11 protein-coding genes are annotated in these 13,299 nt (G+C 64.5%); 5 read left to right on the top strand and 6 right to left on the bottom strand.

Translation table 11 applies throughout. The features are described 5' to 3' along the window. The first annotated feature begins 133 nt into the window (after nt 1-133). A complete protein-coding gene (locus tag FS320_RS14560; RefSeq protein WP_338105355.1) occupies nt 134-1,807 on the top strand; it encodes a methyl-accepting chemotaxis protein in 1,674 nt (557 codons plus the stop codon). Between the two features lie 78 nt (nt 1,808-1,885). Here FS320_RS14560 and FS320_RS47855 read toward each other — a convergent pair whose 3' ends face one another. Both FS320_RS47855 and FS320_RS47850 read right to left on the bottom strand, forming a co-directional pair. Then, a complete protein-coding gene (locus FS320_RS47855; RefSeq protein ID WP_244627142.1) occupies nt 1,886-2,056 on the bottom strand; it encodes a hypothetical protein in 171 nt (56 codons plus the stop codon). A gap of 1 nt (nt 2,057) precedes the next feature. Beyond that, nucleotides 2,058-2,348 carry a response regulator gene (locus tag FS320_RS47850; RefSeq protein ID WP_244627141.1) on the bottom strand — a complete coding sequence of 97 codons (291 nt, stop codon included), beginning with the start codon at nt 2,346-2,348 and terminating at the stop codon, nt 2,058-2,060. A gap of 247 nt (nt 2,349-2,595) precedes the next feature. On the opposite strand from FS320_RS47850, the gene FS320_RS14550 reads away from it, so the two are divergent. From FS320_RS14550 to FS320_RS14540, 3 genes are all read left to right on the top strand, one after another. Next, nucleotides 2,596-3,003, top strand: a complete 408-nt coding sequence (locus FS320_RS14550) for a response regulator (RefSeq protein ID WP_152712589.1) — start codon at nt 2,596-2,598, stop codon at nt 3,001-3,003. A 46-nt stretch (nt 3,004-3,049) separates the two neighbouring features. Next, nucleotides 3,050-3,472 carry a response regulator gene (locus FS320_RS14545; protein ID WP_162003004.1) on the top strand — a complete coding sequence of 141 codons (423 nt, stop codon included), beginning with the start codon at nt 3,050-3,052 and terminating at the stop codon, nt 3,470-3,472. Between the two features lie 90 nt (nt 3,473-3,562). Next, on the top strand, nt 3,563-3,976 hold the full coding sequence (locus FS320_RS14540) for a response regulator (RefSeq protein ID WP_152712588.1): 414 nt from the start codon (nt 3,563-3,565) through the stop codon (nt 3,974-3,976). A gap of 280 nt (nt 3,977-4,256) precedes the next feature. On the opposite strand, the gene FS320_RS14535 is transcribed toward FS320_RS14540, so the two are convergent. Then, nucleotides 4,257-7,727: an indolepyruvate ferredoxin oxidoreductase family protein gene (locus FS320_RS14535; RefSeq protein ID WP_152712587.1), complete on the bottom strand. Its 3,471-nt coding sequence runs from the start codon at nt 7,725-7,727 to the stop codon at nt 4,257-4,259. Nucleotides 7,728-7,888: 161 nt separating this feature from the next. On the opposite strand from FS320_RS14535, the gene FS320_RS14530 reads away from it, so the two are divergent. Next, complete coding sequence (locus FS320_RS14530; protein WP_152712586.1) at nt 7,889-8,344, top strand: Lrp/AsnC family transcriptional regulator; 456 nt, start codon at nt 7,889-7,891, stop codon at nt 8,342-8,344. 203 nt (nt 8,345-8,547) lie between these two features. Here FS320_RS14530 and FS320_RS14525 read toward each other — a convergent pair whose 3' ends face one another. Genes FS320_RS14525 through paaZ form a run of 3 tightly spaced genes read right to left on the bottom strand, consistent with a single transcriptional unit; the run spans nt 8,548 to nt 13,130 of the window. Beyond that, nucleotides 8,548-8,967 carry a PaaI family thioesterase gene (locus tag FS320_RS14525; protein WP_152712585.1) on the bottom strand — a complete coding sequence of 140 codons (420 nt, stop codon included), beginning with the start codon at nt 8,965-8,967 and terminating at the stop codon, nt 8,548-8,550. 48 nt (nt 8,968-9,015) lie between these two features. Beyond that, nucleotides 9,016-11,106, bottom strand: coding sequence for a 3-hydroxyacyl-CoA dehydrogenase NAD-binding domain-containing protein (locus FS320_RS14520; protein ID WP_152712584.1), 2,091 nt, complete (start codon nt 11,104-11,106; stop codon nt 9,016-9,018). Further along, nucleotides 11,103-13,130, bottom strand: coding sequence for a phenylacetic acid degradation bifunctional protein PaaZ (paaZ, locus tag FS320_RS14515; RefSeq protein ID WP_152712583.1), 2,028 nt, complete (start codon nt 13,128-13,130; stop codon nt 11,103-11,105). Before paaZ ends, FS320_RS14520 begins: the two co-directional genes overlap by 4 nt. Nucleotides 13,131-13,299 lie beyond the last annotated feature (169 nt).

The raw sequence follows: 13,299 nt of genomic DNA, 5'->3' as shown, positions 1-13,299 counted from the left end.
TGGAAAGCGCGTTGCCCGGATCAGTCGCCGACTTGCACCGCCTGGCCCGCCGCGAGTTCGGCCGCCTGCAGCAACGGCCTGAGCTCATCACCAGCTTCTTCCGGCACGCAGGTCTCTCCGTTGCAGGTCTTTAGTGAAGATCATTAGAACGAAGATTTTCGCGCTCGTCGCGGCGTTGAGCTTTGTTGCTCTCATGACGGCTGCCGTCGGCATCAGCACGCTGCAAACGTATAACCAAGCTGTCGACGACGTGAGGCTCGCGGCCACCCGTGCTCTTTATGGCGAGCGCCTCAATCGCCTGGTCACCCATGTCGTCATGGAAGCCAGAGGCATCTACGCATCGAAGGATACGACCGAAGCACGCAAGTTCGGTGACGGGCTTCTCGCGACACTCAAGGACATGGACACTCTCCTGAAGGAGTGGGAGCCGATCGTTCCAAGCGACAGCAAGGCCCTGTTCAATGCAGTCGTGACAGATGCGGGAGAGTTCAAGAAGTTCCGCTCCGAGACCGTGAGGCTCGGCGCCGATGTCTCGCCCGCGGCCGCCAATGCGCAGGGCAACAACGACGCCAACCGCGCCAACCGGAAAGCCTTCCAGGTCAGCATCGACGCCTTGACCAAGCGGGGCAGTGAAGAGATCGCAGCCGTCGAGCGTCGTGCGACCGAACTCTACGACCAGTGGCTGATGCTGCTCATCTCGATTGCGCTGGCGGGCACCCTCATTGCGCTCCTGATCGGCTGGCTCGTCGGCCATCGACAGATCGCGCAGCCGCTTAAGCGCGTGACCGATGCCATCCAGAAGCTCGCCTCGGGCGACTACAACCTGCCGCAGACCAAGGCCGGCAAGGACGAGATCGGCGATATCTGGAAGGCGACGCAGGTGTTCGCCGGTGCCATGCAGGAAGCGGCGGACCTTCGGCATGCCCAGGCCGAAGCCGAGAAGCAGGCAGGCGAGCGGCGCAGGATCGAGATGATGGCGCTCGCCCAAAATTTCGAAGGCAGCGTCGGCGGTTTGGTCCAGCATCTCTCCGTCGCCGCCCAGCAGATGGAAGCGACGGCCCGCTCGATGGCATCGACGGCTCAGCAGACCAACCAGCAATCGAACTCGGTGGCGGCAGCGGCCGAGGAAACGTCCAGCAACGTGCAGGCCGTCGCGGCTGCGGCGGAGCAGCTGGCGGCTTCCTCCAACGAGATCGGCTCGCAGGTGTCGCAGACATCGGTTGCGGCGGCGAAAGCCGTGCAGAATGCGCGCAAGACCAACGAACTCGTAGAAACGCTGGCGGACGGCGCGCAGAAGATCGGCGAGGTCGTCGCCCTGATCAACACGATCGCGAGCCAGACCAACCTTCTCGCGCTCAACGCCACCATCGAGGCGGCGCGCGCCGGCGAGGCCGGCAAGGGCTTCGCCGTGGTGGCCGCCGAGGTGAAGGAGCTCGCGAACCAGACCTCGCGGGCGACCGAGGACATCAGCTCCCATGTCCATCAGATCCAGCAATCGACGAAGGGTGCGGTCGACGCCATCCGCGACATCGGTCTCACCATCGAAGAGGTGCACCAGATCGCCACCAGCGTCGCCGCGGCCGTCGAAGAGCAGCAGGCCGCCACGCAGGAGATCGCGCGCAATGTAAGCGAGGCGGCAAGGGGCACGCAGGACGTGAGCGAGAGCATCGTCCAGGTCCAGGGTGCTGCCACCCATGCGGGTTCGGCCGCGTCTCAGGTGCTCGCCGCGGCCGGCGAACTGGCGTCCAACTCGAATGCGCTGAGCAAGGAAGTCGAAGGCTTCCTCCAGGGAGTGCGGGCCGCCTAAAAACGAAGGGCGGATCGCATTCTCGAACGATCATCGGGCGCAGTTCTCATGAGCTGCGCCCGAATGTCATGAGGCCGATCAGGCGGTCTTCGGAATGGGCGCAGCCGCGCCATCGGCGGTCCCGTCGGTTCCTCCCTGCGGCTTGGCGAGGGCGCGGGCGGCCTGGGCCTTTTCAGTGGCGGCCAGGACATGGGACACCAGGGTCGCGTGGGAGTAGGGCTTGCCAAGGAAGACCGCTCCCGGGGGCAAATCATCGGCTCGCGGCCACTCCGCGGCCCGAGGCGACGAGGATTCCCATCGAGGGCCAATTCTCGTGGATCCGTCGGGCCAGGTCATAGCCATTCATGCCGGGCGGCATCTCGACATCCGAGAGGACCACGTCCACGTCGACCTCGGCCTTCAGAACCCTCAGGGCCTCCTCCGCGTCCGCCGCCTCGATCACGCGGAACTGCGCGTCCATGAGAATGTCGGCCACAACCAGCCGCACCAACGGTTCGTCTTCCACCAGGAGAATGACGCCTAAGGGCTTCGGATCAGACAAGGGACCAACGCGACATCGGGAGAGTGCAAAAGTGAAACGTGGCCATTGATAGACTGTTCCGTCGATTGAGACCAGCAGATTGAAGGAAGAACCCGACCGAACGCCGGGAGAACCGTTGAGGCAGAAGGACGTTGTCCGCCTGAAGCATCGGTCCGATGCTCAATTCCTCAAGCGGCGCATCGTCCAGAGCGGAAAACCGGGTCCACTTTTCCGCACGATGCGCCAGTGTATCGCGTCAGGGGCAAGAATGAGCGCTGCATCCGTCACGGTTCTTCCACGCCGGACACCTCCCACCATCCTAGTTGTCGAAGACGATGTCCGGGTCCGGTGCCTTGTCAGCGACGAATTGCGCGACTCGGGATTCAAGGTCCTGGAGGCCGGGTCCGCCGGGGAGGCCATGACGGTGCTCGGGGCCGTCCGGGTCGACCTCCTCTTTATGGCCCTCGACCCGCAGGGATCCGGGAGCGGAGTGGAGACGGCGCGTCGCGTCGGCGCCCAGCAGAAGCCCATGAGGATCATCGTCGCTTCTGCGGATGGGGACGGGTCGGGCGACTTGGACCTCGGTGACCTCGGCCTGCTCATTCGCAAGCCGTATCGCGCGTCCCAGGTCGTCGACCTCGTCATCAGCAGCCTCAACTGGCCGGAACCCCCGTGAGGCAGGGCGGGTGGAACCAAGACAAAAGCTCGGCGGTTAGCAGAAAGTGAGCACGTTATCGACAAATATCACGGCTGACGCCGATTCTTCTCTTCAGACCGTTCTCGTCGTCGAGGACGAGGTCCTGATCCGTCTCGTCATCGCGGATTACCTGCGCGAGTGCGGCTATCGGGTCCACGAGGCCGTCAGCGCGGAAGAGGCGGTGGTGATCCTTCAGTCGCCCGAGGTGTCCGTCGATGTGGTGTTCAGCGATGTCGAGATGTCCGGGAGCATGGATGGCTTCGGACTGGCGCGCTGGATCCGCGCCAACATGCCGGGAACGCAGGTGATTCTCACCTCCGGGGCGGAGCGGTCGGCGGATATCGCCGCGACCCTCTGCGAGGCCGGTCCCTTGTTGAAGAAGCCTTATCCGTCACAGGACGTCATCGATCGGATCAGGCAGCTCACGGCGAAAGCCAGACGCGCCTGACGAAATTCCTGCCCTGCTTCAGCGCGTTTGAAAAGCCTGCGCCTGTGCGACCGGAGGGAACTGGATCGGATCGGGCCCGTTTCCTGGAGCATGAAACCGCATCGCAGAGTTGTGAAACACCCTGTCGTTCTCCTGGTCGAAGACGAGCCGCTCGTTCGTCTGACGCAGGTCGATATTCTGCGAGAGGCCGAGTTCTGGGTCGTCGAGGCCCAGGATGCCGACGAAGCGTTCGAGGTGCTGAAGAGCCGGCCGGACATCTCCGTCGTCCTCACGGACGTGGACATGCCGGGCTCCATCGACGGCTTCGAATTCGCCCGGCTGGTCCGGCAGGGCTGGCCCGAGGTGGGAGTGCTCGTGATCTCCGGCAAAACCGGGCCCGGCCCCGGCGACCTGCCGCCCAATGCCGCCTTCCTCCATAAGCCCATTCTCCCGGACGATCTGGTGGCGGCCCTGCAGAAAGCGATGGCGACGCCGCCGCAAAGCAGCGTGTCCCAGGATTCCTAGGGCAGGTTCATCAAGCGTTTTCCTCGCCGTCCTGGCCGGCCGTCCCGGTCCGGTGAGGTGCGGCGCTTCAATCCATCGGGATAACCGGCACGAGGCCGGTGATGACGTGGAGGAGGTGAGCGAAAGGCCGCGGCTCTTCCAGCGATGTCCATGATCCCGTCGCACCAGTACCGCTCCCGTCATGGCCGGGCTCGTCCCGGCCATCCCGATGTGAAGAGCGCAATGCCTCTCGAAACGAGATCACCGGTACGAGGCCGGTGATGACGTCGAGGATCAATCCTCAAGCGGTAAGCTGCTGCCGCGCACGGGTGTCGATGACCGCGGGTTCCGTAGCGAGACGTTCCCACAGGCGCTCGACATTCGACCGCACCTGATGGATGGCGGCTTCCTTGACCGGACCGTAGCCGCGGATGTCCATCGGAGCCTTGGCGATGGCCAGAAGATCGGCAAGGCGCTGTGGGTCGAGGTTTGCCAGGATCCTGTCGACCTGGCCCTCGTACCAGTCGATCAGGGCGCGCTCCGTGCGCCGCTCGGCCGTGTAGCCGAAGAGGTCGAAGGGGGTGCCGCGCAACACCTTCAGCTTGGCGAGAACGGACATCGGCGTCTGGATCCAGGGACCGAAGCTGCGCTTGCGGGGGCGGCCCCGCGCATCGAGCTTCGACGGGAGGAGCGGCGGTGCCAGATGATAATGCACCGTGAAGTCGCCCTCGAATTGCTGCCGCAACTCGTCGAGGAAGCCCGTCTCCATGTGAAGGCGCGCGACCTCGTACTCGTCCTTGTAGGCCATGAGCTTGAACAGCGAGCGCGCCACTGCGTCGGTGAGCGTCTCGGAACCGAGAGCGCCTTCGGCCTCGCGCACCCGCGTCACCATGGCCTCGAAACGGGCCGCATAGGCGGCATTCTGGTACGAGGTCAGGAACGCGGCCCGGCGCGCGATCACCTGGTCGAGCGTCTCGACCTCTTCCGGCGTGTCGCCGGCAACCTGGCGCACGATATCGGGATCGGCGCTCAAGAGGCGGCCCCAGGCGAAGGCCTGCCTGTTGCGCTCGACGGTCACGCCGTTGCGTTCGATGGCGCGCGACAGCGCCTCGAACGAAACCGGCACCAGCCCCTGCTGCCATGCGAAGCCGAGCATCATCACATTGGCATAGACGGTGTCGCCGAGCAGCGAATCGGCGAGCGCATTGGCGTTGATCGTCGCCATGTTTCCGGCGCCGATCACCCGCTCGATGGCCCGCAGGCGCGTCCGGCCGGCGAGATCCGCATCGCGGAAGCGCACCACATCGCCGGTCGGCATTTCCGCCGTGTTGATCACGGCCCGCGTGCCGTTGCGATAGGTCCCTGACGCCTTGGGCGAGGAGCTGACGACCAGATCGCAGCCGATCAGCGCATCGGCGGCGCCCTGATCGATACGGACCTGGTGGAGGGCTTCGGGATTGGCCGCAAGCCGGACGTAGCTCAGGACGGGCCCGAATTTCTGCGCGAAGCCCGTGAAGTCCAGCACCGACACGCCGCGTCCTTCCAGATGCGCCGCCATGCTGATGAGCGCCCCGATGGTGACGACGCCCGTGCCGCCGACGCCGGTCACCAGCAGATCGAACGGCTTTTCGAGAGCGGGAAGTGCAGGGGGCGGCAGCGTCGCGGCCCGTGCGGCGGCGTCGAAGCCCGTCGTGGTCTTGGCCTTGCGTGTGGCTCCCTCAACGGTGACGAAGCTGGGGCAGAAGCCTTCCAGGCAGGAAAAGTCCTTGTTGCAGGTGGAGAGGTTGATCTTGCGCTTGCGGCCGAAAGCCGTCTCCTTCGGCTCGACGCTCAGGCAGTTCGAGGCCACCGAGCAATCGCCGCAGCCTTCGCAGACGAGGTCGTTGATCGTGGCAAAGCGCTTCGGGTCTTCCATCTGCCCACGCTTGCGGCGGCGGCGCTTTTCCGTGGCGCAGGTCTGCTCGTAGATCAGCACCGTGACGCCGGGGATGTCGCGCAGCTCCTTCTGCACGCCGTCGAGATCCTCGCGCGGATGGATCGTCACGCCTTTGGGCAGGTCGGCCGGGATGAACTTGTCCGGATCGTCCGACACCAGCGCGATGCGCGACACGCCTTCGGCGCGGACGCTGTGGGCGATGGCATAGACGCTCACCGGTCCGTCGACAGGCTGGCCGCCCGTCATGGCGACCGCGTCGTTGAACAGGATCTTGTAGGTGATGTTGGCGCCCGCCGCGATGGCCTGCCGGATCGCCATCGAGCCTGAATGATAATAAGTGCCTTCGCCGAGGTTCTGGAAGATGTGGCCTTGGCCGGTGAACCTCGAAGACGCCGCCCAGTTGACGCCTTCGCCGCCCATCTGGATGAGGGACGAGGTCTCCCGGTCCATCCAGCTTGCCATGAAGTGGCAGCCGATGCCGGCGAGCGCCTTCGATCCTTCGGGCACCTTGGTCGAGGTGTTGTGCGGACAGCCGGAGCAGAAGTAAGGCGTGCGCGTTGCACCCGGCACGGCAATGACGCGCTCGGGCTCCGGCGACAGTGATGATGCGCGACGGTTGAGATCGAGATCGGGAAAAATCGGATCGAGGCGCTTCGCCAGAACGCCCGCGAGGAAACGCGGTGTCAACTCGCCCGTCCAGGGGATGAGCCGTTCGCCGGTTTCGTCGTGCTTGCCGACCATCCGCTCGGGCTTCGAGCCTGGATAATCGTAAAAGTATTCCTTGAACTGGCTTTCGATGATGCCGCGCTTTTCCTCGATCACGAGGATCTCGCGCTTGCCCTTCACGAACTCCATGGCGTCGTGCAGGGCGAGCGGCCACACCATGCCGACCTTGTAGATGTCGATGCCATGCGTGCGGCAGGCGGCCTCGTCGAGGCCGATCAGCCGCAAGGCTTCCATGAGGTCGAGATGGGCCTTGCCGGCGGTGACGATGCCGTAGGAGGCGTTCGGGAGGTCATAGAGGCGGCGGTCGATCGGGTTGGCCTTGGCGAAGGCATAGACCGCATGCTTCTTCGCCTCCACGCGCTCCTCGATCTGAGGTCCCGGCAGATCCGGCCAGCGATAATGCAGGCCGCCGGGCGGCGGCGTGAAATCGGGCTCCCGGAACTGGCGGGGAGGGCGCAGCTCGACGGAGACGCCGGACTCGACGATCTCCGACACCGCCTTGAAGCCGACCCACATGCCGGAGAAGCGGCTCAGCGCATAGCCGTATTCGCCGAATGCGAGGTATTCGCTGACGCTGGCCGGATGGAGCGTCGGCATGAACCAGCTCATGAAGGCGACGTCCGATTGATGCGGCATCGACGAGGATACGCAGCCATGGTCGTCGCCCGCGATCACCAGCACGCCGCCATGCGGCGACGAGCCATAGGCGTTGCCGTGCTTGAGGGCGTCACCCGAGCGGTCGACGCCGGGGCCCTTGCCGTACCAGAGACCGAAGACGCCCTGGACCTGCCGGTCGGGATTGGTCTCGACCTGCTGCGAGCCGAGGACGGCCGTGGCCGCAAGGTCCTCGTTGACGGCGGGCAGGAACTCGATCCGGTGCGCCTTCAGCTGTTCCTTCACGCGCCAGAGTTCGAGATCGACGCCGCCGAGCGGCGAGCCGCGATAGCCGGACACGAAGCCCGCCGTATCGAGGCCCGCGGCTTTGTCCCGCGTGGCCTGGTCGAGCACGATGCGGACGATGGCCTGCGTGCCGGTCAGGAAGACCCTGCCGGTTTCCCGGGCGTAGCGGTCGGCAAGCTGGTAGGCATCGAGTGACGGAGCGCGGTTCATAGGCTTGATCCCGAAACGAGAGACGCCGTTTGCTGGCTGTTCAAGGATAATCCCGAACGGCTGGTAGGTGTTTCCTATTCATTTCTCCTGATCGGCGCATGTGGTAGAAAAGCATGCAATAGCCCTATAAGTGGTAGGGTCTACCAGCAGCGAAGGGCGCCATGATCGAGAAGCAGGACGAGCACATTCTGGCGCAGCTGCAGAAGGAGGGCCGCACGACGAACCAGCAGCTGGCCGAGGATGTGGGCATGTCCACCTCGGCCTGCTGGCGGCGTGTTCGTGCGCTCGAGGAATCCGGCGTGATCGTGGGCTATTCGGCGCTGGTGGACCGGGAAAAGGCGGGGTTTGCCACCTCGGCCGTCCTGCATGTGTCGCTGGAGCGGCACGATGCGAAATTCGTCGACGAATTTGTTTCACGTGTAACAGAGCGCGCCGAGGTCATGGAGTGCTTCGCGACCACGGGAGACGCCGATTATCACCTGCGCGTCGTGGTGTGCGACATGAAGGCCTACAACGAATTTCTGGACGAGTTCATGTTTCGCCTGCCCGGCATCCGCTATGTCCGCACCAACGTGATCCTCAAGGAGATCAAGACCAGCGTGGCGCTGCCGTTCTAGGCGTTTGGCTCACAGACCACAGCCCTCATCCTGAGAGGCTGGTTCATCATGCACTTCCCATGGCGTCATGGCCGGGCTTGTCCCGGCCATCCCGACGGGAAAGCCGCGGCGCTTCAAGCCATCTGGATCACCGGCACAAGGCCGGTGATCCAGATGGCTTGGGGAGCTGAAGACGAGCCAATCTCCGAGGACAGCAGGCTCTTCTATCTGCTCTCGGGCAATAGCGCATAGGCGAGCTGCGCCATCGCCACGGGCCGCGTGTCGCCATCGGTCGTGAGCGTGACGCTCCCGAATGCCATGGTACGTCCGAGGCGGACGACCTTCGCGTCTGCCAGCACATCGGCATTGGCGGCAGGGCGAAGGAAATGCATGGTCTGATCCACGGTCGTCATCGGCCGGTAGGCGCCGCCGGCGGAGGAGACCGCGAAGACCATCGCGGTATCGGCCAGGCTCATGAGAGCCTGCCCGCAGATCACGCCGTTGTCGCGGCAGAGATTCTCCGAGAACCGCATGCGTAAGGTCGCGCCCTCCTTGTCGAGGCTCGCGACGGAGAGGTCGAGGTCCTGCACCCACGGCGCAAAGACATCGGTCAGCATCCGCTCGGCGGTCGCTCGATCGAACATGAATCATCCCCCGCTTCTTGTTTTGCGATCCCGATCGCGGGACTGCGCCTACGGATAGAACTTCGCTCCCGAAGCGGCGCAGCCGACAAGGCCGTCGGCCGGTTCCCAGCCGGGCCCATCCTGGTCGGCACGCTCCTTCACCTGCGCGAGGATCGGCTGCAGCCCCACACGATCCGCTTCGAACAGGGGACCGCCGCGCCAGGCCGGATAGCCATAGCCGTGCATCATCACCACATCGACATCGAGCGGACGCTCGACGATGCGCTCGTCGAGGATCTTGCAGGCTTCGTTGACGATGGCGGCCCGAATGCGGGACTGGATCTCGTCCGCCGGGATTCGGCGCCGCGTCAGCCCCCGCCGCTGCGACGACTCCTCGACGAGGGTTGTGACGAAGGGATCGACCTCCCGCTTACCGCCCTCGTAACGATACCAGCCCGCGCCGGTCTTGCGCCCGAAACGGCCCGCCTCGCAAAGCCGGTCGGCAATGTCGACATAGCGCTCGCGCGGGTCGCGGGTCGGCGCCAAGCGCTTGCGGCGCGCCCAGGCGATATCGAGGCCGGCGAGATCCGATACGGCGAAGGGTCCCATCGGGAAGCCGAACGCCTCCAGGGCAGCGTCGATCTCGTGCGGCAGGGCGCCTTCCTCGAGCAGATACTCCGCCTGCAGGCGATAGCGCGACAGGATGCGGTTCCCCACGAAGCCGTCGCAGACACGGCAGACGACCGGGATCTTGCGCAGGCGCTTGGCAAGACTAAGGCCCGTTGCAACGACATCGGCGGTCGTTTTGTCGGTCCGCACGATCTCGAGGAGCTTCATCACGTTGGCCGGGCTGAAGAAATGCAGTCCCACCACGTCGGCCGGCCGCGAAGTGACAGATGCGATCAGTGATATGTCAAGGTAACTGGTATTCGTTGCCAGGATTGTTCCAGGCGGAAGAATCCCGTCGAGATCGCGGAACAGCGACCGCTTGACCTCCAGATCCTCGAACACCGCTTCGATGACGAGATCCCGATCCGACAGGGAGCTCGTTCCAAGCGCATACCCAATGGTCCGCAGGCGCTCATCCCTCGCAGCCGCCGTGAGCCGACCGCTCCCAACCTGCTTGTCGTAGACATCAGCGATCCGCGTCTGCCCGGCGGCAAGCGCCTGTTCGCTCGTCTCGACGACCTTGACGTCGAAACCCGCATCCGCAAAGGCGATGGCGATGCCGGAGCCCATGGTTCCGGCGCCGACGATCCCGACCTTCTGAACCGGGCGAGGTTCAACGGAATCGAGGCCCGGAAGACGCGTCACCTCCCGCTCGGCGAAGAAGGCGTGACGCAGGGCAGCCGACTGCTCGGACGAGCGCAGTTCCAGGAATGTCTCACGCTCACGCGCCATGCCGTCCTTGAGCGGAAGGCTTGCGGACAACAGCACGAGTTCCGCGGCCTTGCCTGGCGCCTCGGCGCCTCTCGCCTTCCTGCGGATCTCCGCGGCTTTTGCAGATGCAGCTTCGGCATCCATCGGCGCCACAGGTCGCTCCCCGGTGCGGCGTAGCGGCTGACCGATCAGTTCCCGCGCAAGCTCTATCGCATCCTGGCGCAGATCGCCGGAGGAGAGGCGGTCGACCAAGCCGAGACGCAGGGCCTCCGCCGCCTTGACGTTTCTTCCGCTCGTCACGAGATCGAGGGCAGCTTCCAGCCCGATGAGACGCGGCAGGCGCTGCGTGCCGCCGGCTCCCGGGACCAGCCCGAGCTTGACCTCCGGCAGGCCAAAACTTGCTCCTGGCTCGGCGACACGGGCATGGCTTGCGAGCGCAATCTCGCAGCCGCCGCCGAGAGCCGTGCCGTGGATGGCGGCAACAACCGGCTTGGAGCAGGCTTCGATGGCGTTGATCACATCCGGCAGGTGCGGCTCGCGAGGAGATTGGCCAAACTCGCGGATGTCGGCTCCCGCCACGAAGGTGCGGCCGGCACAGGCCATCACGACGGCTTCGATCTGCGGATTGCGGTCAACCTCACGGATCGCCTCGAGCAGCCCGGTTCTCACGGTCTGCGACGTGGCGTTGACCGGAGGATTGTCGATTTCGATCACGGCGACCGGAGCCGTTGGAATCAGCCTGACTGGCTCGGCCTGCTCGGGTGACGCGGCTGCGGTCATGGGCGCACCGCGTTCATCGTGAGGAGCTCGTAAGTCGCGACCGTTTCGCCTTTGTCTGTCATGATCTCCACGTCCCAGCGGACCTCGCCGTACTGCTCGTTACGCGGCGATTTCGACTTCGTCGTCAGCCGAACCCTGATGGTCTCGCCCGGCTGCACGGGTTTGATGAAACGTAAGGAGTCGAGGCCGTAATTGGCAAGCACCGGTCCGAGATCCGGATCGACGAAGAGGCCGGCTGCGAAGGACAGAAGCAGATAGCCATGGGCCACGCGGCCGGGGAAGAACGGATGGTTCTTCGTAGCCTCCTCGCTCATATGGGCATAGAAGGTGTCACCCGTAAACTCGGCAAAGTGCTCGATGTCCTCAAGGGTGATCGTGCGTTCCTTCGACATGAAGGTCTGGCCGATGGCAAGATCCTCGAAATAGTAGCGGAAGGGATGACGTTCCTCTTCGATGGTCGGAGCGCCCTTGATCCAGCTTTGCGTCACACGGGAGAGCATGGCGGGCGAGCCCTGCAGGGCCGTGCGCTGCATGTAATGGTGCACGCCGCGCATGCCGCCGAGTTCCTCGCCGCCGCCGGCGCGTCCCGGTCCGCCATGGACCATGTGCGGCATCGGCGAGCCATGACCGGTCTGTTCCTTGGCGCAGTCGCGGTCGATCAGCACCAGGCGGCCATGAAAGGCGCCGACGCCGAAGACGAGATCGGCCGCCGTAGCGGGATCGTAGGTGTAGAGGGAGGCCACGAGGCTGCCGTCGCTGCGATTGGCCAGAGCCACGGCCTGATCGAGACCATCATAGCCCATCACGGTGCAGACCGGACCGAAGGCCTCGACACTATGCACGTTGTTGGCTCGGATCGGATCCGGGCAGTGCAACAGGAGGGGAGGGATGAAGGCGCCGCGCTCGCGGTCCGCGCCCTCGACCGTGAAGTTGTCGGGATCGCCGACGACGATGTTGGCCTCCGTCCGCAGCTTCGCCACCTGCGCGAGCACGTCGCGACGCTGTCCAAGACCGACGACCGGTCCCATACGGACGCCCTCCAGCTCGGGATTTCCGACCTTGATCTTGGAAAGCCGCTCGCCCAGAGCCTCAATCACAGCAGGCACGTGCGCGTTGGGGGCAATGGCGCGCCGGATGGCCGTGCATTTCTGGCCGGCCTTGACCGTCATCTCCTTCGCGACCTCCTTGATGAAGAGATCGAACTCCGGCGTGCCCGGTCCAGCGTCAGGTGCAAGGATGGCCGCGTTCAGAGAGTCGCGCTCGGCGATGAAGCGTACGGATTCGCGGGCGATGACCGGATGCCGCTGCAGCTTCTGCGCCGTGTCGGCGGAGCCGGTGAACGACACGACATCCTGACAGGTCAGGTGGTCGAAGAGATCGCCCGTGGAGCCGACAATGCATTGAAGCGCACCCTCGGGGAGGATGCGCGATTCCACGATCATGCGCACGAGCGCGTGCGCTACGTAGGACGTGATCGTCGCGGGTTTCGTGACCACCGGCACGCCGGCCAGGATTGCAGGAGCCAGCTTCTCGAGCATGCCCCAGCAGGGGAAGTTGAAGGCGTTGATATGAACGGCAACGCCATTCAACGGCGTCATCACATGCTGGCCGACGAAGCTGCCGCCCTTCGAAAGGGGCTCGACGGCGCCATCCAGGAGGAAGGTGGCGTTGGGCAGTTCGCGACGGCCTTTGGAAGCATAGACAAAGAGGGTGCCGATGCCGCCATCCACATCGATGAAGTTATCGGATCGCGTGGTGCCGGTCTGGTACGAGAGCGTGTAGAGCTGGTCCTTGCGCTCTGACAGATGAATGGCAATACGTTTCAGAAGTTCTGCACGTTGATGGAAGGTCAGCTTCCTTAAGGCGGGGCCGCCGACCTGACGGGCGTAAGCCAGCACCTCGCCCATATCGAGACCGCCATTGGCGACCTGCGCGACCACGTCTCCGGTGACGGCGCTGTAAATTTCGGCCAGTTCCTGGCCGGGCGACATCCAACTTCCGCGAACGAAGCTCTCGAGTCTCATTGGGGCACCTTGGAATGATGAATCCGTGGCCGCATTGGCATCGCCACACGTTTCAGGCATTATTGACCGACCGGTCGGTTAGTCAAGAAATTTTGGCGGTGGCCTGGGCAGGAGCCATGGCTCGACAGGCGTGGTGAACAGTGAGTAGGTGAAGGAGAGACCGGCCGAG

The sequence above is a fragment of the Microvirga tunisiensis genome (assembly GCF_009296175.1).
Taxonomy (GTDB): domain Bacteria; phylum Pseudomonadota; class Alphaproteobacteria; order Rhizobiales; family Beijerinckiaceae; genus Microvirga; species Microvirga tunisiensis.
This window is presented reverse-complemented; position numbering and strand designations above follow the sequence as displayed.